This window comes from Pseudarthrobacter siccitolerans (genome assembly GCF_001046895.1).
Classification (GTDB): domain Bacteria; phylum Actinomycetota; class Actinomycetes; order Actinomycetales; family Micrococcaceae; genus Arthrobacter; species Arthrobacter siccitolerans.
This window is the reverse complement of sequence record NZ_CAQI01000053.1, coordinates 418371-438641: the sequence shown is the minus strand read 5'-3', so window position 1 is coordinate 438641 and position 20271 is coordinate 418371. Positions and strand designations below refer to the sequence as shown.

The window sequence follows — 20271 nt, the reverse complement described above, 5'->3', positions numbered from 1 at the left end:
AGGCCACCCCGGCACGCGGGGCGGCGCAGCGAAAGGTACGCTAATGACTATTGCCCACGAAGAAGCGGTTATCGATTCGGCAGCCGTCGACGCCATTTTCGCCCAGGCCCGCACCGCCAACTCCTTCACGGGAGAGGTGACCGAGGAACAGGCCCAGGCCATCTACGAGCTGACCAAGTATGGGCCCACCGCCTTCAACTCCCAGCCGCTGCGCGTGACCTACGTCCGCTCCGCCGAAGCCCGCGCCACGCTCGTTGACGCCCTCGCCAACGGAAACAAGGCCAAGACCGCGTCCGCCCCGCTTGTTGCCATCCTGAGCTACGACACCGACTGGGCCGGCCAGTGGGACAACTTCCTTCCCGGCTACAACGCCCCGAAGGCCATGTACGACGACAACCCGGAACTGGCCGCCGCCACGGGCAACAACAACGCCCACCTGCAGGCCGGCTACTTCATCCTGGCCGTCCGGTCGCTCGGCTTCGCTGCCGGCCCGATGACCGGTGCCGACTTCGGTGCCATCGATGAAGCGTTCTTCCCCGCCGGCGACCAGAAGAGCTTCCTGGTGGTCAACATCGGCCAGCCCGCCGAGGACGCCTGGGGCGAAGCCAAGCCCAAGTTCTCCTACGACGAGGTCGTCCGCACCGTCTAACCCCCTCCGGCCGGTTGGAACGCTCTCTCACTTAATGCGCCTTTTCTACCAACGCTCTCTCATTCGTGAGAGAGCGTTGGCGTTTAACCGGCATTAAGTGAGAGAGCGTCGGGGCGGCGGTGGGAAGATGGCCTGATGCGGAACCTCATCCTGGTTGCTTTTGTGGAGCCCGTGACCGAAGGGCTGGTGTTCCCGCGGACGGACTGGCCGCTGCACATCACCCTGGTGAGGTTCGACGCCGGCACAACAGATGGTGCCGACCCTGCGGAACGCCTTGCAGCGCTCGCGGAAGGGCCGGCCATGGCAGCCCTGGGCGCCAACCTCATGGTGGGGAACGACGCGGGGTTCGGCCGGCACGGTTCCGTGCCAGTGAGCCTTATTGAGCCGCAGCCGGACCTGCAAAGCCTGCACGAGCAGCTGGTCGCCGCGGTGGGCAGCCTGGGCGGCAAGGTGCTCACGCCGGCCCATACCCTGGCCGGCTATCGGCCCCACGTGTCACACCATGGTGACACGCCGCTGCAGCCGGGCGACGCCGTCGTGCTTGACCGGATCGCGCTGGTGGACATGGCGCCGGACGGTGACCGTACCGTCCGGCGCGTCCTCAGGCTCTGGAGCCTGAACCAAAGAGGCGGCAAAAGGTTCTAGGCGATGACGCTGTCCACCAGCGCCTTGGCTTCCGCCTGGACCTGCTTGAGGTGGTCCTCGCCCTTGAAGGACTCGGCGTAGATCTTGTAGACGTCCTCGGTGCCGGACGGGCGGGCGGCGAACCAGGCGTTCTCGGTGACCACCTTCAGGCCGCCGATGGAAGCGCCGTTGCCGGGTGCTGCCGTGAGCTTCGCGGTGATTGCCTCACCAGCGAGCTCGGTGGCCGTTACGTCCGACGGCGACAGCTTGCCGAGTGCAGCCTTCTGTTCGCGGGTGGCGGCGGCATCGATGCGGGCGTATACGGGGGCGCCGAACTGGTCCGTGAGGCCGTTGTAGAGCTGGGACGGGGACTTGCCGGTCACGGCGGTGATCTCCGAGGCCAGCAGGGCCAGCAGAATGCCGTCCTTGTCCGTGGTCCAGACGCTGCCGTCCTTTTTGTTGAAGGAGGCGCCGGCCGATTCCTCGCCACCAAACGCGCCCTCACCGGAGAGCAGGCCGGGCACAAACCACTTGAAACCCACCGGGACTTCCACGAGCTTGCGGCCGAGGCTCTCGGCCACCCGGTCGATGATGGAGGATGACACCAGGGTCTTGCCCACCACGGATCCGGGGTTCCAGCCGCTGCGGTTGCGGTACAGGTAATCGATGGCGACGGCGAGGTAGTGGTTCGGGTTCATCAGCCCGCCGTCGGGGGTGACGATGCCGTGCCGGTCGGCGTCGGCGTCATTGCCCGTGGCCACATCGAACGAGGCCCCCGCGCCTGTGCCGTTGCCGGACATGCGCTGGATCAGCGAGGCCATGGCTGCCGGCGAGGAGCAGTCCATCCGGATCTTTTCGTCCCAGTCCAGGGTCATAAACGCCCACTGCGGGTCCACGGTGGGGTTCACCACGGTGAGGTTGAGCTGATGGCGTTCGGCGATCTCGCCCCAGTAGTCCACGGAAGCGCCGCCCATGGGGTCGGCGCCGATCCGGACGCCGGCTTCGCGGATGGCGTCCAGGTCCAGGACAGAGGGGAGATCGTCCACGTAGCTGCTGAGGAAGTCGAACTTGCCGGTGGTGTCTGCCGCCAGCGCGTCTGCCACCGGGATGCGCTTGACGCCGCGGAGGCCGTTTTCGAGCAGTTCGTTGGCGCGGTTGGCGATCCAGCCGGTGGCGTCCGAATCGGCGGGGCCGCCGTGCGGAGGGTTGTACTTGAAGCCGCCGTCGCCCGGCGGGTTGTGGCTCGGGGTGACCACGATGCCGTCAGCCTGGGGTGCGCCGGCGCCGGCGTTCCGGTTGTAGGTGAGGATGGCGTGGCTCAGGGCGGGTGTGGGCGTGTAGCCGTGGCGGGCATCGATAAGGACCTGCACACCGTTGGCGGCGAGCACCTCGAGCGCCGAGTTCTGCGCGGGCTCGCTCAGGGCGTGCGTGTCCTTGGCCAGGAACAGGGGACCCGTGACGCCTTCCGCGGCCCGGTATTCCACGATCGCCTGGGTGATGGCGACAATGTGCTTTTCGTTGAATGACGCCTTGAGGCTGGAACCGCGGTGCCCGGACGTGCCGAACACCACGCGCTGGCCGGGATCACCAAGATCCGGCGTGATGTCGTAATACGCGTCAAGAAGCGCAGTGATGTCAACAAGGTCCTGGGGTTGGGCAACTGTACCCGCGCGGCTAGCCATGGGACCAGCATGCCAGACGGGAGCCGCAGTCAAAACGACCCGGGCAAAATCCGGACCATGTGTCCGGCCCTGTGACACCGCCGCGTCATCAAGGGGAGGCGCCCGCAAAAGCACCCTGCCATTGGGCGACGGTGCCGATAAACAGGTAGCCAGACTGAGTACCTGCCCCGCAAAGTACTTATATACCGCCGCCTGCGCGCCCTGTTACTTTCGAAAAATCGGACGGAATGTCCGGGTGCAAATGGACGACGGCGGCCTTCCGCCGTGTATCTCCGGCAGGGAAGCAGGGACGGCCATGGGGGCAGGGGACGGAGCGGCGGAGCAGTCCAGGCTGGCGGCTGAACGGGTCGCCAGGCTCAAGCGCCAGCTCGATCAGGCCGAACGCACCACGAAGGCCTGGGACGCGGGTGCTGCCGGCGGGCGCGAGGTGGCGGACAAGCTCAGCGAGCTGGTTCCGCGGGGCTGGTACGTGCTGCACGACGTCCACTGGCCGGGCCGGCCGAAGGCAAACCTCGACCATGTCCTGGTAGGGCCCGGCGGCGTCGTGGTGGTCGACGCCAAGAACTGGACCGGCGAAGTGAAGGTCTCCTCCGGCGTCCTGTGGCAGGGCCGCTACGCACGCACCCAGGCAGTGGAGGGGGCACTGGCCCAATGCGCCGCCGTCGCCTCCGTCCTGGCGCCTCCGCACCGCAGGATGGTGCGTCCGCTGATCTGTATGGCCGCCCAGCCGGACCTCTTCGGGGTCACGAATTCGGATGTCGCCGTGGTGGGCACCCAGCGGGTGGTGGGAGCCATCGAGGCCCTGCCTCCGGTGCTTGACCAGCAGGCGGTTGTGGGGCTCTACGCGCAGCTCGGACAGCAGCTCACGCATGAACAGGAGCCGGGCATCACTGCCTTCCGGAGCGTGCGGCCGGGAACCGTGGTGAAGCCGGCCGACCCGCGCCCTGCGTCCCTCCGGCCAGACGGCAACCCGGATCCGGCAGCCCCGCGCACTGTACCCGCGCGCACTGTACCCGCGCGCACTGTACCCCCGCGCCCTGTACCCGCGCGGTCGGTTTCATCGCGCGGAGGGTCGGGAAGCTCTGCGGTCCGCGGACGTGTGTCCCAGGCGGGCGGTCGCAACCCGAAGAACAGCGAGCGCCGCACCACCGGCGCCGGGCGGCTTGCGCTCCTCGCCGCGTTCGTCATCTTCGCCGTGTACGTGCTGCCCTATCTGGGACGCTGACCTTCACTCTGGCCGGGGCTCCGGCGGCGGTAGGCTGGAAGCAAAACTTCCAGGGGGAAATACCTTGACTGACCAGCCCGCCCACCGGCCTGAATCCCAGATTCCCGACGGCAGCACGCCGCCGGGCTTTGAACCGCGGTTCGCCCCGCCCTATGGTTCCGAGGCGCCGTCCCAGCCGCAGTACGGCCAGGGCAGCTACGGGCAGGGCGGTTACAGCCAGAACCCCTATGAAGGCCAGAGTCAGTACGGCGCCTACCAGCAGCCGGGTCCTTACGGCCAGGCGGCCAGCCCCTATGGCCAGCCAACCAGTCCTTATGGTCAGCAGAGCCCGTACAACCAGCAGCGCCCGTACAACCAGCAGGGCTATTACGGAATGCCGGCGGAACCGAAGACGCTCAGCATCGCCAGTATGGTGTGCGGCATCGCCTCGGTGATCATGGGCTGGATCCTGCTGCCGCAGATCGCCGCCATCGTCACGGGCCACCTGGCACTCAAACGCGAGCCCTCGGGCAAGGGCATGTCCATCACCGGCCTGGTGCTGGGGTATCTGTGCCTGCTGGGCTATGGCGCCTTCTGGCTGCTGGCGATCATCGGCCTGGCCATCGCCAGTTCATCCACCAGCTCGTCCTACACCTTCTGAATCTCCGGTTGCCCCATCAATTTTGGTCCCCAAGTAAGGGGTTTAGGGACCAAAAGTAATGGGGCAACTTCAGTTGTTCAGGCTTTGCCGGCGGCGGCCAGCGGAACCGCGTCCCTCTGCCGCCTCCGGATAGATGGATTCGGCCGGCACGCTGTTGGTGGCTTTTGCCCACGGGTAGTAGACGGCGAGGGTGACGGCGATCCCCACCAGCCAGGAGATGTCCGCGCCGCCCAGCCACTTGATGACCGGTCCGGTGTAGAGCGCGCTGTCATAAACGTTCGTTCAATCAGACAGGGGCGGCGGACCCAGGTGTGTCGTTAGCAGGCGGCCATCAGCGGAGCAGCTCCACATCCGAGACGAGCTCGATGTGCGCCAGCATGGCTTCGGCCGCCCCTTCCGGGTCCTGCGCGCGGATGGCATCGGCGATCGTGCGGTGCGAGGCGAGGGACTGCTCCGGCCGGCCCGGCTGGCCCAGGGATTCCATCCTCGTCTCGAGGATCATCTCGGCGATGAAGGCCATAAGCTGCGCCAGCACGCCGGAATGGGCGGCCGCGGTGATGGCCTGATGGAAGAGTTCGTCGCCGTGGGTGCCGCGGTCGCCGTCGTTAATCTCCTGCGACATGACGTCCAGGGCATGGTCAATCGCGGCAAGGTCTTCGTCGGTCCGGCGGGCAGCAGCGAGGGCGGCGAGCTTCACCTCAAGCGTGCTGCGCGCCTCCACAATTTCCGGCAGGCGGCTGCGGTGCTCGCGCAATCCCTTGATCACGGATGCAACACTGGGCCGCCGCGCCAGCACGGCGCCGGTTCCATGCTGGACGTCAATGACTCCCAGCACTTCAAGGGCCACCAGGGCCTGGGCAAGTGTGGCACGGGAAACGCCCAGGCGCTCGGCCAGGTCCCGCTCCGCCGGCAGCAAATCCCCGGGCCGCAACTGGGCAGACTCGATGTACGCGAGGATCTGCTCCACCAGCTGTTCGTACAGCCGCGGACGCGTCACCCGCTCCAGTCCAAGCCGTGCTGTTTTCTCCACAAAGCCTCGTCTACGTCGTAGGTCCCTACAGAATACATGCCACTCCCTATTGACAGATAGACTTAGTGTCTAAGAGGCTAGTCCAGTGAGCCAGTAACTCACGTCACACTTTCTTTCCCCAACGGAGGACCAACGATGTCCGCTCCTGTCTTGTCGATCATCATCCTGGCGGCGATGTTCCTGCTTGCCACCGTCCTGCCCCTGAACATGGGTGCCCTCGCCTTCGTCGGCGCGTTCCTGCTCGGCACCGTGGTGCTGGGCATGTCCACCAACGAAATCCTTGCCAACTTCCCCGGCGGCCTCTTCCTGACCATCGTCGGCGTCACCTACCTGTTCGCCATCGCCCAGAACAACGGTACGATCGACCTTTTGGTCCGCGGTGCCGTCCGGCTGGTGGGAAGCCGCGTGGCGCTCATCCCCTGGGTGATGTTTGCCATCACCGCAGTCATCACGGCCGTGGGCGCACTGTCTCCCGCCGCCGTCGCCATCATTGCTCCCATCGCGCTCAGCTTTGCGGGGAAGTACAAGATCAGCCCGCTGCTGATGGGCATGATGGTCATCCACGGCGCCCAGGCCGGCGGCTTTTCGCCCATCGCCGTCTACGGCGTCACGGTCAACGGCATCCTGGCCAAGACCGACCTGGCCTTCAGCCCCACCGCGCTGTTCCTGTCCAGCTTCGTCTTCAACCTCCTCATCTCGCTGGTCCTCTTTGTTGTGCTGGGCGGCCGCGGACTCCTGTCCTCCAAGGTCAGCCACTTCGTGGAGCAGGCCGCTGAGGCCCGCATGGCCGTCAGCGTCGGTGCCAAGGCCGGCTCCGACGTCTCCTTCAAGGGCTTCGGCTCCGGCATGTACGGCCCCCGTGACCCCGCAGGCGACGGCGTCGCCGCCACCAAAGAGCGCTCCGAGCGGATCCCGCAGCTGGTCACCATCGCCGGCCTGATCGCGCTGGCCGTCATCGCCCTCGGATTCAAGGTGGACGTCGGGTTTGTGTCCATCACCATCGCCATCGTGCTGGCCCTGGTCTCGCCGGCGGCCCAGAAGGGCGCCATCAACAAGATCAGCTGGTCCACGGTGCTGCTGATCTGCGGCATGTTGACCTTCGTCGGCGTGCTGGAGGAAGCCGGAACCATCGAATTCGTCTCCAACGGTGTGGCCGGCATGGGACTGCCGCTGCTGGCAGCCCTCCTGATCTGCTACATCGGCGCCGTAGTCTCCGCGTTCGCCTCATCCACCGCCATCCTCGCGGCCCTGATCCCGCTGGCCGTGCCGTTCCTCTCCAGCGGCGAAATCGGGGCTGTGGGCGTCATCTGCGCGCTCGCCGTTTCCGCCACCATCGTGGACGTTTCCCCGTTCTCCACCAACGGCGCGCTGGTCCTCGCCAACGCTCCCGAGGGCGTGGACAAGGACCGCTTCTACAAAAAGATCCTGGGCTACAGCGGCATCGTGATCGTTGCCGGGCCTGCCCTGGCGTGGCTGGCGCTGGTAGTGCCCGGCTGGCTGTAACGGCCCGGCCACCCCAAGCTTCCCCGCCTGTTCGAGAAAAGGAACCAGTACATGAGCAGAACTGACAACGCACGCGGCCCCCTTGCCGGCCATCTCGTGGTGGACCTGAGCCGGGCCCTGGCCGGCCCGCACGCCGGCATGATGCTGGCGGACCTGGGCGCCCGCGTCATCAAAGTGGAGAACCCGGGAACCGGCGACGACACCCGAGGCTGGGGCCCGCCCTTCGTTGGCCCCGCCAATGACCTCCAGTCCACTTACTTCATGTCCTGCAACCGCAACAAGGAATCCATCAGCCTGGACCTGAAAAACTCCGACGGGCAGGAGGTCCTGCGGGGGCTTCTGGAACGCGCTGACGTGGTGATCGAAAACTTCCGCCCCGGGGTAATGGAGCGGCTCGGCTTCTCGCCTTCGGCCATGCACGGGCTCAACCCGCGGCTGGTGATCCTGTCCATCACGGGCTTCGGCCACGACGGGCCGGAATCGCAGCGCAGCGGTTATGACCAGATCCTTCAGGGCGAGGCGGGGCTGATGTCCCTCACCGGCTCAGGGCCCGACGATCCCCAGCGTGTTGGTGTCCCCATCGCGGACCTGCTCGCGGGCATGAACGGTGCCTTCGGTGTCCTGGCGGCCCTGGTGGAGCGGGAGCGGACGGGCCGCGGCCAGGTGGTGCGGACCTCGCTGTTGGCATCCTTGATCGGGGTCCACGCCTTCCAGGGCACACGCACCACCGTGGCAGGGGAAGTCCCCGAGGCGCAGGGAAACCACCACCCCTCCATAGCCCCTTACGGCCTGTTCAACTGCAAGGACGGCAGCGTGCAGATCAGCGTCGGCAGCGAAAGGCTCTGGGCCTCGTTCGCCGCCGCCTTCGGACTGGAACCGGCGGCGCCGGGCTTCGCCAGCAATGCCGAAAGGGTGCGGAACCGCGCCGGGGTGATTGCCGCCGTCGAACGTGTCTTTGCCGATTATGGGGCAGCGCAGCTGCTGCAGAAACTGAACGACGCCGGGATCCCGGCCGGGAAGGTGCGCTCCCTTGATGAGGTGTACGCGTGGGAGCAGGTGGCGTCCCAGGGTCTCGTGGTGGATGTGGACCATCCGGTGCTCGGCAAGGTCAGCCTGCCCGGGCCGCCGCTGAGGTTCTTTGCGCCAGGCGACGCCGCGGAAACCACCGTCACCGAGCATGACGCGCCGCCGCTGCTGGACGAGGATGGGCCGGCCATCCGTGAATGGCTGGGACTGGCGACTGTTGCTGCGGGAGTGTCCTGACATGCCCACCGCTGAAAAGGTGCGCCATTTGAGCGCCGCCGAACTGCTGGCAGCCGTGATGGACGAGGGCTCCTTTGTCTCCTGGGATTCACCGGCGCAGGAACCAGCGCTGTCCGAGGAGTATTTCCGCGACCTCACCAAAGCGCGGGAACGCAGCGGGACCGACGAATCCGTTATCACTGGCGCCGGACTAATCCGCGGCCGCCGGGTGGCGGTGATCGTCAGCGAATTTTCCTTCCTGGCCGGATCCATCGGCCACGCTGCGGCGCAAAGGATCGTGGCCGCCGTCGAGCGGGCCACCGCCGAAGGACTGCCGCTGCTGGCCGGGCCCGCTTCCGGCGGCACCCGGATGCAGGAGGGGACACTGGCTTTCCTGTCCATGGTGAAAATCACCGGGGCGGTGCGGGCCCACCGCCAGGCCGGCCTGCCCTACCTGGTCTACCTGCGCCATCCAACCACCGGCGGCGTCATGGCCTCCTGGGGATCCCTGGGTCACATCAACGTGGCCGAACCCGGTTCGCTCCTGGGCTTCCTGGGCCCGCGGGTATACGAAGCCCTGCATGGTGAACAGTTTCCCGACAACGTGCAGGTGGCCGAAAACCTGTTCAACAAGGGACTGATCGACGGCGTGGTGGAGCCCGCCGATCTTGCTGACCTGGTGGCCAGGGCGCTGGATATCCTCTGCGCCCGCCGCGGCACGATCCCGCCAGAGCCGGCCACGCTCGCTGTCCGGCCGGCTCCGGTTGACGCATGGACCTCCATCGGTATTTCGCGGCGTCCGCGCCGGCCGGACCTGCGGCAGCTCCTCAAGTACGGTGCTACGGACTCCCTGCCGCTGAACGGAACCGGGCAGGGGGAGAAGGACCCCGGGCTCCTCCTGGCCGTGGCCCGCTTCGGCGGACAATCCTGCATTGTCCTGGGGCACGCCCGCCCGCTGCGCAGGGACGCGGCCGGGATGGGCCCCGGCTCGCTCCGTGAGGCTCGCCGCGGCATGAAGCTCGCCGAGGAACTGCGGCTGCCTCTGCTCACGGTCATAGATACCGCGGGCGCGGCGCTCTCGCAGGAGGCGGAAGAAGGAGGGCTGGCAGGTGAAATCGCGCGCTCCCTGCACGAGCTCATCGGGCTGGAGGCGCCGTCCGTTTCGGTCCTGCTGGGCCAGGGCGCCGGAGGAGGAGCCCTCGCCCTGCTGCCCGCCGACCGGACCATCGCGGCGCAGCACAGCTGGCTGTCACCGCTGCCTCCGGAGGGGGCCAGCGCCATAGTCCACCGGACCACGGCGCACGCTCCGGCCATGGCGCAGGCGCAAGGAGTGAACGTCGCCTCGCTTTACGCCCACGGCCTGGTGAACCACATCGTGGATGAAAGCGACGACGCCTGCCTGGAGCCGCAGGAGTTCTGCCGCCGCATGGCGCTGGCTATCGAGTACGAACTGGGGTCCGTGGCGGGCACACCTGTGGCGGACCTTGTGGCGGCCAGGTCGGCGAAGTACCGGAGTCTGGGTGCGGGGTGATCAGGCGGGCTCACCGGCGCCCGGCTGCCTTGCTTTATTACCTCCGCTGGGCGGACCGGGCCCGGTGGGCGTTCCTGCGAAGCTGAAGAATCCGGGCTCCGCCGGCCATTGCCACCAGGACACCCCCGGACACGCTGGCGATAAACAGGGCCATGCCCAGCGGGACGAATCCTTCCAGCGCGAAATAGCGGACGGCCACCTGCTCCTGGTTTTGCAGGATAAAGATGATCAGCAGGATCAGGAGTACCAGGGAGGCCACGACGGCGGCCCACACCACCCCGGCGCGGGTCACCCGAGGCTGATCGGCAGGACGGTCGGTGGCTGGCCGGGTGGCGGCTGCCGGCGTTGAATCCGGGACCGGCCCGGAACCCTGTACCTGCGACCCCGGAGCACTGCCCTGTGCTTCCGCGGCGGTGCCGGGGCGGGATGATGTTTCGGCAGGCAGGTTGGTCGCGGCGTAATCTCCGGTGGACTCGGGCCCTCCGGCCGGCGGGTAGTTTCCGGTGCTCATGCTGGTTCCCTTCCCAGGACTTCTATGGATGCGATACTAAGCATGCTTATTGTCCCACCATAGTAGGTGCGCTCCGAACAGCACAACGTAAAGCGGGGACCAGAGAGGAGCCGCAGGGGGCAGGCCGTCTTGCAGCCCTTTCCACCGGACGCAACCGCCGGGTTGTGGACGTACGAGGCGGGCCCGCCGCCAGCCGCAGTATTCCGTTACTGCAACGCCGGGTCCGGGAAGTGTGGCGTTACGTTCCGGAAATCCTCTCGGCGTGCTCGCGTTCCGGGCCGCTCAGTTCCGCCGGACCGCTTGTGACGAGCGTCCAACGGGAGACGGTGCCGTCGGGTCTGTCGAAAGCGCCGGATACCAAGGCGGTGTCGATGAGCCCCCGCACTTTCCGTTCAGAAGCCGGTGCGGTGGCGAAGACGATCCGCAGCGAAACCCTGTCCCCGTCCCGGGACCAACCGGTATGGTGCGCGGCCAGCAGGCACGGCGGCGGATGTTCCCAGTGCCCGCATAAGGCGTTAGTGACCGCGGCGCCGGGAGCGGCAGGATCGGCGGCGCCATCCATCAGCAGGGTGGCTGCGTGCACATACAGTCCGTTCACCGCGCTGATCCTTCCGCCAATGCATCGTTAGTGCTGCAGCGACCTGCCGTGCTCAACAAACAAGCCCCCGCAAAGACAACAGCCGCAAACCCGGTCTCCGCAGAGACAGCCCCCGAAAACACGCCTCTCGCAAACACGGCCCGGCAAACGCAACGGAAGGGCCTCCGGTGGAGTCCCTTCTGTTGTGTACACCGTTATGGCGTCAGACCCTCTCCTTGCTCTTTTCAGCCGAAGGGGTGCGGGGCCCTGGCGTCCTGCGCCAGTTGGGGAATGCCCAGAACGTGAAGTCCTGCGCCTTGACCGGCTTCTCCGGAGTTTCCACCGGGGTTTCCTGCTTCGCCTCGGGCTGGCGGTCAGCTTCCTTCCTGACGCCCCACCCGAAATCTTTGCTGGATGAATAGCACATCACAGGCCTCCTCTTGGTGACTGCCCTTTAATCGTCCTCCTGTTCGCCCATGGAGTCGAGGTGCGGACACTGCGGGCATTGACCCTGCGGACGTTTACCGGCCGGACAGTGACGGTCGGGAGAGCGCCGGTCCGCGGGGCGAAGCGAAATGCGGACCGAAAAAACGCGACTGCCCGCCGTGGTCAGCCGCCGGCCAATACTTCCTCAGCCTCCTGCGGCTGGTGGAAGTGGCATGGCCCCTGGTGGCGGATTGGCAAGAGGCAGGTCCGTCCGGTGGGCAGATGCACCATGGCGCACCGGCCGGTGGTGGCCAGGTCCTCCCGCACGTTGGCGTTGCTCAGGTCCGGACGGCCGTCCGACGGGCGCGTTGTTCCGCTGCTTACTGAGGTGGAGGATTCTGCATTCATGGCGGCAACTCCCCGTCGAGTGATGGCCCCTTCCGGGACGCGAAGCCATCTGGTGCTTGCCAGTGTGCTCGCCCCGGGTTACAGGCGCATGAAGCGCGCGTTAGATCCAGGTCAACACGCCACCGGCAGTGAAAGCGCGGGCGTCAGAAACCCACCTGCCGGGCCACCTGCAGCAAAAGTGCCTCCGACCCTCGGGGGCCCACCAGTTGGACCCCCATTGGCAGGCCCTCACCGGGCGCGCCCCCTGTCCAGTGGACGGGGATGCTGATGGCCGGCAGGCCGCACACATTGACCATGGAGGACCACGGGGCGAATTCGCACTGTTTCCGGTAGTCGCCGTCGGCATCGCCTGGCCACTGCGCAGACGGCCAGGCTGCGCTGGAATGCGACGTTCCGGTGAACCAGCCCACGGGGCGCGGTGTCTGCGCGAGTGCCGGCATCAGCAGCAGGTCCCACTGGGCGTACTGTGTTACCGTGTCCCGCTCGAACTGCCGCAGGAAGGCCAGGGCTTCGTTCAGCTTGGCAGGACTGCGCTGTTGGGCCCGGCGGCGGAACGTCCGGGTCAGCGGTGCCAGCAGCGCTTCGCGGTGCGGACTGATCCGCGCGGCGCCTACTCCCGCCGTCCATGCGGTGGTGAAGGCATCCGGGTACCGGTTGTCGTAGCGGACGGCGGCGTCGCTGAGGGCATGGCCAGCATCCTCCAGGAGCTTTTCACCCGCCTGGAGTGCGTCCATGGCCGCCCGCTCGGGGGTGAACGGGAAGGTCCCCTGCCAAGGACTGTCCAGTGTGACGCCGATCCGCAACCTCGGCGGTTCCTGGTCCACCGCCGCAAGATAGCTGCCTTCCGCCAATCCGTCCGGGGCGAGCGCATCCATCATCAATGCAGCGTCGGCTGCGCTCCGGGCCAGCGGACCGGCCACCACCAGCCGGGCGGGATCGCCCAGGCTTTCCCCCGCGGGGACCAGGCCGCGGCCCGGTTTGAGGCCCACCAGCCCGCAGGCCGCCGCGGGGATCCGGATGGAACCGCCGCCGTCCGTTCCCGGCGCGAAGGGAAGCAGCCCGGCGGCCACGGCTGCGGCGCTGCCGCCCGAGGACCCTCCTGAGCTCCTGCTTAGGGCATGGGGATTGCGCGACGGCGGCGCCACGCGGTTTTCGCTGTAAGCCGTCAGTCCGAATTCGGGCACCTGGGTTTTGCCCAGGGAGATCACGCCCGCTTCCTTGAAGAGCGCCACGAGGGGGCTGTCGCTGACCGCTGGCTTGTGGTCCAGGGCGGCGCTGCCGTGGGTGGTCACCACACCGGCCACGTCCGTGAGGTCCTTGAAAGCAAGTGGCATTCCGTGCAGGGGCGGGAGCTCGTCCTGGGGAGTACGGGTATGGAGCGAATCGGCGGCCCGGGCCTTTTCCAGTGCCTGCTCGGCCGTGACCGTGACAAAGGCGCCCAGCAGGGAATTCTGCTCTTCAATCCGGGCAAGAAAATGGTCCATGGCCTCCGCAGCCGAAACATCTCCCTTGCGCAGGCGGTCCCGCAGCGCGACGGCGGAAAATTCGTGGAGCTCAGCCAAGGTACCGCGGCTCCAGGGACTCCGGGCGCTGCCTCAGGGAATCCCGGACGGTACCGCCGGAGCGGGCTGGCTGGTTTGCAGGCAAGGTTCCTCCCAGGGTTCTTGCTACAACGAAGGTCCCAAAAGCCTAACGTGCGGCCCTTCGGAGCAGGCAAGGGGTGGGAGCAGGCAAGGGTTGCCGGTTGATGCGCGCGACAGGTCGCGGGACAGCAAGGGAGGGCCGGGTACCAGGTTCAAGGCCGGGTACTAGGCTTAAAGCTGACAACGATCTGCCAGACAGGACTTCCTATGAGTGATTTCGATACCGTCCGCGTCAGTGACATCCCCGACGACGCCGCGATCCTTGACGTCCGTGAGGACTACGAGTGGGTGGCCGGCCATGCGGACGGCGCCCTGCACATCCCGCTGGAGCAGTTGCCCGCCCGGCTGGACGAACTCGACCCGGACCAGGACGTCTACGTCATCTGCCGGACCGGCGGCCGGTCCTTCCGTGCTGCGCAGTGGCTGACTGGCCAGGGCTACACCGCCATCAATGTCGCCGGAGGCATGGACCAATGGCTGGAAGCCGGGAAGCCCCTCGTCTCCGAGAGCGGCATGAAGCCGCTGGTGCTCTAGCCCGCAGCCTGACCGACGCTTCGCGTCCCTGCACCACACGGCACAGCTCACACCTTTCAAAGGAACCTCAATGCCTGCGTCCACGCTCACGTATGCCTTCCTCGGACCCGTTGGCACGTTCACCGAGGCCGCACTGCTGCAGGTGCCCGGCGCCGCGCACGCAAGCCGCGTCCCGGCGTCGAACGTTAATGCCGCGCTGGATAAAGTGCGCGACGGTTCCGCTGACGCTGCCATGGTGCCCATCGAAAATTCTGTGGAAGGCGGCGTCACCGCCACGCTCGACGCCATCGCCACCGGGGAGGAACTGCGGATCATCCGTGAAGTCCTGGTGCCCATCAGCTTTGTCCTGGTGGCCCGGGTCGGAGTGGCGCTGAAGGACGTCCGGCGGGTCTCCACCCACGGCCATGCCTGGGCGCAGTGCCGCCTCTGGATGGACGCCCACCTTCCCGATGCTGAATACGTTCCGGGTCCATCCACCGCGGCCGCTGCCATGGGACTGCTGGAGGAAGACCGCCACTACGACGCCGCCATTTGCGCACCGCTGGTTGCACGCGAACAGCCGGGACTCGCCGTGCTCGCTGAGAACATCGGCGATAATCCGGATGCGGTAACACGGTTCATTCTGGTGAGCCGGCCCGGCAGCCTGCCCGAACGCACCGGTGCGGACAAGACCTCGGTGGTGGTGCCGCTGCCCGAAGACCGGCCAGGCGCCCTGATGGAGATCCTGGACCAGTTCGCCAGCCGCGGCGTGAACCTCAGCCGGATCGAGTCCCGGCCCACCGGGCAGTACCTGGGCCATTACTTCTTCAGCATCGACGCCGACGGGCACCTCGGTGACGCGCGGGTGGCGGATGCCCTGGCTGGGCTTCACCGCATCAGCCCGGCCACCCGTTTCCTTGGCTCGTACCCGCGGGCGGACCAGCAGCAGGCGGTGGTGGAACCGCACACCTCGGACGCGGCGTTCCGGGCAGCGCGGGCATGGGTGGCGGGGCTGCAGCCCGGACCGGCGGGCGTGGAAAGCGCTTCCGCCGCTTCGCCCACAGCGTAGGTAATTGCCTCCTCTACCACTTCCGCGGGCTGTGGACAATGCGTATGCTTACTTGATCCACCATGGGGATGGCCCCTAACGAAGGGAGCGGGTCATGACTACCAGCAGCAGCGACAATGATGGCCAGGGAATGATCGTCAACCCTCGTCCCACTGCCGACAACCAGGACTGGGACGGCGACGACGCTGACCGTGCTGACCGCCTGCGCTTCGAAGAGGAACAGGCCATGATCCGTGAGCAGTCCGAGGCCCGTGCCGCCGCCAAGGCCGCAGCCGAGGCGAACAAGGAAGCCCACGCCTGACCCAGCGCTTCAGCCCGGACTATTTGAGCCCGGGACACGTTCCAGTATGGACTCGTTTCAGGCTGGAGACGCCTGACCCTTAACCCTGACCAATAACGAACGCGGTTCCACCTGGACGGTGACTTTCGTTGCCTCTCCGGCCGTGTCGCCGTCGAGCTGGGTGGGCATCGGTTCCGGGCACTTGATGATGATCCGGCCGGACCGGTACACGGTCATGATGGGCAGCTTCCCGCTGTGCTTAAACAAGATTTTGACGTACATCAGCAGCCAGCCGATCGCACTGCGCGGACTCATCACCACCACGTCCAGCATGCCGTCGTCGATCATGGCCTGCGGGATGAAATCGATGCCGCCGGGAACCAGGCCGCAGTTCGCGAAGAGAATGCTGCGGATGTTCCGGACCTGGTCGGGGCTGCCGTCCAGGGAGATGGAGATCTTCTTGCGCCGGCCGGGCAGGTGGCGCATCCCCGCCTCGGTGTAGGCGAGCCAGCCGAGCGTCTTCTTCAGGCCGGCGTTGGTATCGGCCAGCACCTCGGCGTCCATGCCGATTCCTGCGATCACCAGGAAAACATGTTCCGAAGAGTGCCCGGTCCTGGAATTTTCGATGCCCATCCGGGCGGTGTCGATGTAGCGCTGGTGGCCAAAAAGGGCCGTCTGCACGTTGCTGTGGAGGTCGTTGACGTCCAGGTCCACATTGCGGGCCAGGAGGTTGCCGGTGCCCAGCGGGATCAGGCCCATGGCAACCCCGGTGCGGGCCAGGGACTCGGCCACCACGCGCACTGTACCGTCGCCGCCGCCCACCAGGACGACGTCGGGCTTGTGCGCCAGCGCTGCCTGCACCTGGGAGAAGCCGGGGTCCTCGGCAGTGGTTTCGTAAAAGACGGGCTCGTCCCAGCCCGCTGTGAGGCAGGCCCGTTGGATGGTGGCTTTTGCTTCCTCGGCGCGGGTTTTGATGGGGTTCAGGATCACGGCCACCCGCTGCTGGCTGAGGCCAGCTTCGTGCGCCTCGCCGCCTACCGCGCTGCGCATGTGCAGCGCCTTGAGTCTGCGGACTCCCCACCAGCTGGAGATCGCGAAGGCAAGCGCCACCGCGATCAGCACGTAGAGAATCAGGTCGCTCATAGTTCCCCAACAGTATCCCGGCGGCAGCCGGGCTTTGACGCCCGCTGGCCCGCCGCCGTCGTACTCCTGACGGATTGGATACCCTTATGTGGTGATCGACGTAAAAGACCTCAGCGAAAACCCGGAGAAGTTCCGAGCCAGCCAGCGCGCCCGCGGTGCGGACGAATCGGTGGTGGACGCGATCATTTCCGCCGACTCCGCACGCCGTGCCGCGCTCATCCGCTTCGAGAACCTCCGCGCCGAGCAGAACGCCTTCGGCAAGAAGGTGGCGCAGGCCAAGGGCGACGAGAAGAAGGCCCTGCTGGCCGAGGTCAAGGAGCTCGCCAACTCCGTGAAGGCAGCCTCCGCGGAAGCGGATGCCGCCCAGACCAAGCAGGAAGAACTGCTTCGCACCATCCCCAACCTCATCGAAGACGGTGTGCCCGAAGGCGGCGAGGACGACTACGTGGTGGTCAAGACCGTGGGCACGCCGCGCGAGTTCCCGGACTTTGAGCCGAAGGACCACCTGGAAATCGGTGAGCTGATCGGCGCCATCGACATGGAGCGCGGTGCCAAGGTGTCCGGCGCGCGCTTCTACTTCCTCCGGGGCGTGGGTGCCCGGCTGGAGATGGCGCTGCTGCAGATGGCCATGGACCAGGCCATCGAGGCCGGCTTCATCCCCATGATCACGCCCACTTTGGTGCGCCCCGAGACCATGCAGGGCACAGGCTTCGATGTAAAGCACGACGCCGAGATCTACCGTCTCGCCGAAGACGACCTTTACCTGGTGGGCACCTCGGAGGTGGCACTTGCCGGGTACCACGCGGACGAAATCCTGGACTTCTCCAACGGCCCCATCCGCTATGCCGGCCAGAGCTCCTGCTACCGCCGCGAGGCCGGTTCGCACGGCAAGGACACCCGCGGCATCATCCGCGTCCACCAGTTCAACAAGGTGGAAATGTTCATCTACACCACTGTTGAGGAGGCCGCCGCGGAGCACCAGCGGCTCCTGGCCTGGGAAGAGGAGATGCTGGCCAAGTGCGAGCTGCCGTACCGGGTCATTGATACCGCGGCCGGCGACCTCGGCACCTCCGCAGCCCGCAAGTACGACTGTGAAGCGTGGGTTCCCACCCAGGGCGCGTACCGCGAGCTGACTTCGACGTCCAACTGCACCACCTTCCAGGCCCGCCGCCTTAACATCCGCGAACGCGCGGTCAACGCGGAGGGCGTCGCCAAGGGCACCCGGGCTGTCGCCACCCTTAACGGAACGCTGGCCACCACGCGCTGGATGGTTGCGCTCCTGGAGCACCACCAGAACGCCGACGGCTCGGTCAACGTGCCCAAGGCGCTGCAGAAGTACCTCGGCGGGCTTGAGGTCCTCCCGGTCCTGTAATTTCCCGACCGGTCCTAAGCTTGTTCGCGGATCCAAACCTTGAAGGTGCGGATCCGCGAACAAGCTTCTGAACCTTGGCAAGTCCGCGGGCTCCTGCCCTCGAGTTTGTCCACATAAGCCGGCCCGCCTGCTGACTTCAGGGCCGCTTCCCGCCAGCCTTGTGGCATGGAAATCTTGCCTGGGCTCATCGATTCCGCCGCCGTCCTGCGCACGCAGGGGACTACGGATGCCATTCACAGGGCGTTCCGGGCAGGACAGCTGGTCCGGATCCGCCGCGGTTTCTACATCCGGACGACAGACTGGCTGAATGCCCGGCCCTCAGAGCGATTTGCGTGGACGACGGCGGCCATCGCCCGGTCAGTGAAGGGCGCGGTGTTGTGCGGGGAAACCGCAGCGCTGGTCAACGGGTTGCCCACGCTGCGGACGCCGGCGTGCGTGGAACTGGCCACTACGCTTCCCGGGCGGAGCGGAGTACGGCGGTCGCCCCTGATGGTCCTGGGCGGGGATGCGGCTGCCCGGCAGGTCCGGGAGCAGCGTTCTTATCCCCTCCGTTACTGCTTGAAGCGCGAGGTTGAAACGGTGGTCCGCGGGGAATTCCGGTGCACCAGTCCTATTCAAACGAGCCTCGACCTGATGGCCGGCGGCCACCTGAACCAGGCCCTGGTGGTCGCCGACGGACTGGCGCGGATGCTGCATCGCCAGGGTACGTTGCCTGCGGACGCCAATCTGCTGTCATTGCCCCGGATTGTGGAGGGCATTTCGTCCTATCCCCACTCTTCGGCGCAACGCCGGGCTGAACGGGTGGCAGCGCTCGCAAGCCCGCTGGCCGAGTCCGTTGGTGAGTCCTACAGCCGGGCAGCCTTTGAAATTCTTGGCTTCGAGCAACCTGTCCTCCAGCAGGTCTTCCGCGACACCGACGGGTTCATCGGCAGGGCTGATTGCTGGTGGCCGCGGAGCCGGGTTGTGGGGGAGTTCGACGGGAAAGCGAAATACGTCGACGCCGCCGTGCGCGGTGAAGCCTCCGCTGAGGAAGCCGTGTACCGGGAAAAGCTCCGCGAGGACCGCATCCGTGCGCTGGGCCTTGGCTTCGTGCGGTGGGGCTGGGCCGATGTGGAGAACCCGGAGCGGCTGAGGCGGAAACTCCTGGCGGCGGGGCTGCGCCCAAAGATCGGAGGCCAGTTCGCAGATCCGCACCTTGAAGGTTCGGTTTCGCGAACAAGCTTAGGAGCGTAGGCCGAGCGGGAGTCAGCTGCCATTAACCAACTGTTCAATAACGCTGTGGCGCGCGTCCTAGCGGATTTTCGAGGGCATCTGCTCTACTTGATGGATGACAACGCTGACTGAAACCTCAGTCGCCGGCAACGATGACCGGCGAGACAACAACGAAAACAACAACGCAGGCCAGAAACTGATGGTCGCCCTGGACGTGGACGGCACCCTGGTGGACCACGACGGCCACATGTCCCCGGCCGTCCGGGAAGCGGCGCAGGCAGTAGTAGCCGCCGGCCACGAGGTCATGATTGCCACCGGCCGGTCCCTCAACGCCATGCTGCCCATCATTGAAAACATTGGCATTGATCGCGGTTACGCGGTGTGCTGCAACGGCGGTGTGACGCTAAGGCTGCATCCCGAGCTGGACAACGGCTACGAGGTCATCCACAAGGCCACGTTCGATCCGGCGCCGGCCCTCCGGGCCCTCCGCGAGCGGCTTCCGTCCGCCAAGTACGCACTGGAGGACGAGGACGGCAACTTCCTGTCCACCGAGCGCTTCCAGGACCCGAGTTTCGGCGTGGAGGCGGTGGGCGTCGACTTCCACACCATGCTCGAAGCAACCGCCGTGCGCGTGGTGGTCTTCAGCACCGAAAACACACCCGAAGAGTTCAACGAGGCCATCGAGCACGTGGGCCTCGCCGGTGTCACCTACTCCGTGGGCTGGACGGCGTGGCTGGACATCGCTGCCGCCGGCGTCACCAAAGCCAGCGCCCTGGAGAACCTGCGCGGGCGCCTGGGCATCGAACCGCACCTGACGGTGGCGGTAGGCGACGGCCGGAACGATATCGAAATGCTCAGTTGGGCCGGACGGGGAGTGGCCATGGGCCAGGCCCCGGAAGAAGTGATCGCCGCCGCGGACGAGGTAACCCACTCCGTGTACGACGACGGCGCCGCCCACGTGCTCCGCAGCCTCCTGTAGAGGGGACCTGGG

General features: G+C 66.6%; 22 protein-coding genes. 13 read left to right on the top strand and 9 right to left on the bottom strand.

Translation table 11 applies throughout. The annotated features are described in order from the left end of the window. Nucleotides 1-43: 43 nt before the first annotated feature. Entirely contained in the window at nt 44-649 is a 606-nt protein-coding gene (locus tag ARTSIC4J27_RS19160; protein WP_050056768.1) for a malonic semialdehyde reductase, read from the top strand. Between the two features lie 135 nt (nt 650-784). Continuing rightward, on the top strand, nt 785-1294 hold the full coding sequence (locus tag ARTSIC4J27_RS19155; protein WP_050056767.1) for a 2'-5' RNA ligase family protein: 510 nt from the start codon (nt 785-787) through the stop codon (nt 1292-1294). Here the strand turns inward: ARTSIC4J27_RS19155 and pgm are convergent. Beyond that, nucleotides 1291-2955, bottom strand: coding sequence for a phosphoglucomutase (alpha-D-glucose-1,6-bisphosphate-dependent) (gene pgm, locus ARTSIC4J27_RS19150; protein ID WP_050056766.1), 1665 nt, complete (start codon nt 2953-2955; stop codon nt 1291-1293). The genes ARTSIC4J27_RS19155 and pgm overlap by 4 nt on opposite strands. Nucleotides 2956-3250: 295 nt before the next feature. Between pgm and ARTSIC4J27_RS19145 the strand changes: the two genes are divergently transcribed. Together ARTSIC4J27_RS19145 and ARTSIC4J27_RS19140 are read left to right on the top strand one after the other, a co-directional pair. After that, nucleotides 3251-4180, top strand: coding sequence for a nuclease-related domain-containing protein (locus ARTSIC4J27_RS19145; RefSeq protein ID WP_050056954.1), 930 nt, complete (start codon nt 3251-3253; stop codon nt 4178-4180). Between the two features lie 64 nt (nt 4181-4244). Next, nucleotides 4245-4820 (top strand): DUF4190 domain-containing protein, encoded by a 576-nt coding sequence (locus ARTSIC4J27_RS19140; RefSeq protein WP_050056765.1) that lies wholly within the window; start codon nt 4245-4247, stop codon nt 4818-4820. A gap of 69 nt (nt 4821-4889) precedes the next feature. Here ARTSIC4J27_RS19140 and ARTSIC4J27_RS22290 read toward each other — a convergent pair whose 3' ends face one another. Both ARTSIC4J27_RS22290 and ARTSIC4J27_RS19135 read right to left on the bottom strand, forming a co-directional pair. Continuing rightward, complete coding sequence (locus tag ARTSIC4J27_RS22290) at nt 4890-5027, bottom strand: hypothetical protein (protein ID WP_235436763.1); 138 nt, start codon at nt 5025-5027, stop codon at nt 4890-4892. 124 nt (nt 5028-5151) lie between these two features. Then, nucleotides 5152-5850, bottom strand: coding sequence for a FadR/GntR family transcriptional regulator (locus tag ARTSIC4J27_RS19135; RefSeq protein ID WP_050056764.1), 699 nt, complete (start codon nt 5848-5850; stop codon nt 5152-5154). Between the two features lie 135 nt (nt 5851-5985). On the opposite strand from ARTSIC4J27_RS19135, the gene ARTSIC4J27_RS19130 reads away from it, so the two are divergent. The 3 genes from ARTSIC4J27_RS19130 to ARTSIC4J27_RS19120 are packed head-to-tail and all read left to right on the top strand — an operon-like array spanning nt 5986 to nt 10126. Then, nucleotides 5986-7353 carry an SLC13 family permease gene (locus tag ARTSIC4J27_RS19130; protein WP_050056763.1) on the top strand — a complete coding sequence of 456 codons (1368 nt, stop codon included), beginning with the start codon at nt 5986-5988 and terminating at the stop codon, nt 7351-7353. A 51-nt stretch (nt 7354-7404) separates the two neighbouring features. Continuing rightward, a complete protein-coding gene (locus ARTSIC4J27_RS19125) occupies nt 7405-8616 on the top strand; it encodes a CaiB/BaiF CoA transferase family protein (RefSeq protein ID WP_050056762.1) in 1212 nt (403 codons plus the stop codon). A gap of 1 nt (nt 8617) precedes the next feature. Continuing rightward, nucleotides 8618-10126, top strand: coding sequence for a carboxyl transferase domain-containing protein (locus ARTSIC4J27_RS19120; protein ID WP_050056761.1), 1509 nt, complete (start codon nt 8618-8620; stop codon nt 10124-10126). A gap of 37 nt (nt 10127-10163) precedes the next feature. Here the strand turns inward: ARTSIC4J27_RS19120 and ARTSIC4J27_RS19115 are convergent, their stop codons facing one another. The 5 genes from ARTSIC4J27_RS19115 to ARTSIC4J27_RS19095 all read right to left on the bottom strand — a co-directional run bounded on the left by ARTSIC4J27_RS19115 (nt 10164) and on the right by ARTSIC4J27_RS19095 (nt 13610). After that, nucleotides 10164-10637, bottom strand: a complete 474-nt coding sequence (locus ARTSIC4J27_RS19115) for a LapA family protein (protein ID WP_050056760.1) — start codon at nt 10635-10637, stop codon at nt 10164-10166. Between the two features lie 238 nt (nt 10638-10875). Further along, nucleotides 10876-11235, bottom strand: coding sequence for a hypothetical protein (locus tag ARTSIC4J27_RS19110; RefSeq protein WP_200900856.1), 360 nt, complete (start codon nt 11233-11235; stop codon nt 10876-10878). 202 nt (nt 11236-11437) lie between these two features. Then, nucleotides 11438-11641 carry a hypothetical protein gene (locus ARTSIC4J27_RS19105; protein WP_050056759.1) on the bottom strand — a complete coding sequence of 68 codons (204 nt, stop codon included), beginning with the start codon at nt 11639-11641 and terminating at the stop codon, nt 11438-11440. Between the two features lie 182 nt (nt 11642-11823). Beyond that, entirely contained in the window at nt 11824-12048 is a 225-nt protein-coding gene (locus ARTSIC4J27_RS19100; RefSeq protein WP_050056758.1) for a hypothetical protein, read from the bottom strand. A gap of 143 nt (nt 12049-12191) precedes the next feature. Continuing rightward, entirely contained in the window at nt 12192-13610 is a 1419-nt protein-coding gene (locus tag ARTSIC4J27_RS19095) for an amidase (protein WP_050056757.1), read from the bottom strand. 288 nt (nt 13611-13898) lie between these two features. On the opposite strand from ARTSIC4J27_RS19095, the gene ARTSIC4J27_RS19090 reads away from it, so the two are divergent. The 3 genes from ARTSIC4J27_RS19090 (at nt 13899) to ARTSIC4J27_RS19080 (ending at nt 15574) form a co-directional block, all read left to right on the top strand. After that, nucleotides 13899-14225, top strand: a complete 327-nt coding sequence (locus tag ARTSIC4J27_RS19090; RefSeq protein ID WP_050056756.1) for a rhodanese-like domain-containing protein — start codon at nt 13899-13901, stop codon at nt 14223-14225. Between the two features lie 70 nt (nt 14226-14295). Continuing rightward, the gene (gene pheA / locus ARTSIC4J27_RS19085; RefSeq protein ID WP_050056755.1) at nt 14296-15273 is read left to right on the top strand and encodes a prephenate dehydratase; all 978 of its coding nucleotides are present in this window, start codon (nt 14296-14298) and stop codon (nt 15271-15273) included. A gap of 94 nt (nt 15274-15367) precedes the next feature. Continuing rightward, a complete protein-coding gene (locus ARTSIC4J27_RS19080; protein ID WP_050056754.1) occupies nt 15368-15574 on the top strand; it encodes a hypothetical protein in 207 nt (68 codons plus the stop codon). Between the two features lie 57 nt (nt 15575-15631). Here ARTSIC4J27_RS19080 and ARTSIC4J27_RS19075 read toward each other — a convergent pair whose 3' ends face one another. Beyond that, entirely contained in the window at nt 15632-16696 is a 1065-nt protein-coding gene (locus tag ARTSIC4J27_RS19075; RefSeq protein ID WP_050056753.1) for a diacylglycerol/lipid kinase family protein, read from the bottom strand. A 91-nt stretch (nt 16697-16787) separates the two neighbouring features. On the opposite strand from ARTSIC4J27_RS19075, the gene serS reads away from it, so the two are divergent. From serS to ARTSIC4J27_RS19060, 3 genes are all read left to right on the top strand, one after another. Next, nucleotides 16788-18068: a serine--tRNA ligase gene (gene serS, locus ARTSIC4J27_RS19070; protein WP_050056952.1), complete on the top strand. Its 1281-nt coding sequence runs from the start codon at nt 16788-16790 to the stop codon at nt 18066-18068. A gap of 165 nt (nt 18069-18233) precedes the next feature. Beyond that, the gene (locus ARTSIC4J27_RS19065) at nt 18234-19301 is read left to right on the top strand and encodes a hypothetical protein (RefSeq protein WP_050056752.1); all 1068 of its coding nucleotides are present in this window, start codon (nt 18234-18236) and stop codon (nt 19299-19301) included. 94 nt (nt 19302-19395) lie between these two features. Next, nucleotides 19396-20259 (top strand): HAD family hydrolase, encoded by an 864-nt coding sequence (locus tag ARTSIC4J27_RS19060; RefSeq protein ID WP_050056751.1) that lies wholly within the window; start codon nt 19396-19398, stop codon nt 20257-20259. Nucleotides 20260-20271 lie beyond the last annotated feature (12 nt).

Coding starts and splice junctions, on each gene's coding strand:
- ARTSIC4J27_RS19160 (WP_050056768.1), top strand. CDS start 44: ATGACTATTGCCCACGAAGAAGCGGTTATCGATTCGGCAGCCGTCGAC.
- ARTSIC4J27_RS19155 (WP_050056767.1), top strand. CDS start 785: ATGCGGAACCTCATCCTGGTTGCTTTTGTGGAGCCCGTGACCGAAGGG.
- pgm (WP_050056766.1), bottom strand. CDS start 2,955: ATGGCTAGCCGCGCGGGTACAGTTGCCCAACCCCAGGACCTTGTTGAC.
- ARTSIC4J27_RS19145 (WP_050056954.1), top strand. CDS start 3,251: ATGGGGGCAGGGGACGGAGCGGCGGAGCAGTCCAGGCTGGCGGCTGAA.
- ARTSIC4J27_RS19130 (WP_050056763.1), top strand. CDS start 5,986: ATGTCCGCTCCTGTCTTGTCGATCATCATCCTGGCGGCGATGTTCCTG.
- ARTSIC4J27_RS19125 (WP_050056762.1), top strand. CDS start 7,405: ATGAGCAGAACTGACAACGCACGCGGCCCCCTTGCCGGCCATCTCGTG.
- ARTSIC4J27_RS19120 (WP_050056761.1), top strand. CDS start 8,618: ATGCCCACCGCTGAAAAGGTGCGCCATTTGAGCGCCGCCGAACTGCTG.
- ARTSIC4J27_RS19115 (WP_050056760.1), bottom strand. CDS start 10,637: ATGAGCACCGGAAACTACCCGCCGGCCGGAGGGCCCGAGTCCACCGGA.
- ARTSIC4J27_RS19105 (WP_050056759.1), bottom strand. CDS start 11,641: ATGTGCTATTCATCCAGCAAAGATTTCGGGTGGGGCGTCAGGAAGGAA.
- ARTSIC4J27_RS19100 (WP_050056758.1), bottom strand. CDS start 12,048: ATGAATGCAGAATCCTCCACCTCAGTAAGCAGCGGAACAACGCGCCCG.
- ARTSIC4J27_RS19090 (WP_050056756.1), top strand. CDS start 13,899: ATGAGTGATTTCGATACCGTCCGCGTCAGTGACATCCCCGACGACGCC.
- pheA (WP_050056755.1), top strand. CDS start 14,296: ATGCCTGCGTCCACGCTCACGTATGCCTTCCTCGGACCCGTTGGCACG.
- ARTSIC4J27_RS19080 (WP_050056754.1), top strand. CDS start 15,368: ATGACTACCAGCAGCAGCGACAATGATGGCCAGGGAATGATCGTCAAC.
- ARTSIC4J27_RS19075 (WP_050056753.1), bottom strand. CDS start 16,696: ATGAGCGACCTGATTCTCTACGTGCTGATCGCGGTGGCGCTTGCCTTC.
- ARTSIC4J27_RS19065 (WP_050056752.1), top strand. CDS start 18,234: ATGGAAATCTTGCCTGGGCTCATCGATTCCGCCGCCGTCCTGCGCACG.
- ARTSIC4J27_RS19060 (WP_050056751.1), top strand. CDS start 19,396: ATGACAACGCTGACTGAAACCTCAGTCGCCGGCAACGATGACCGGCGA.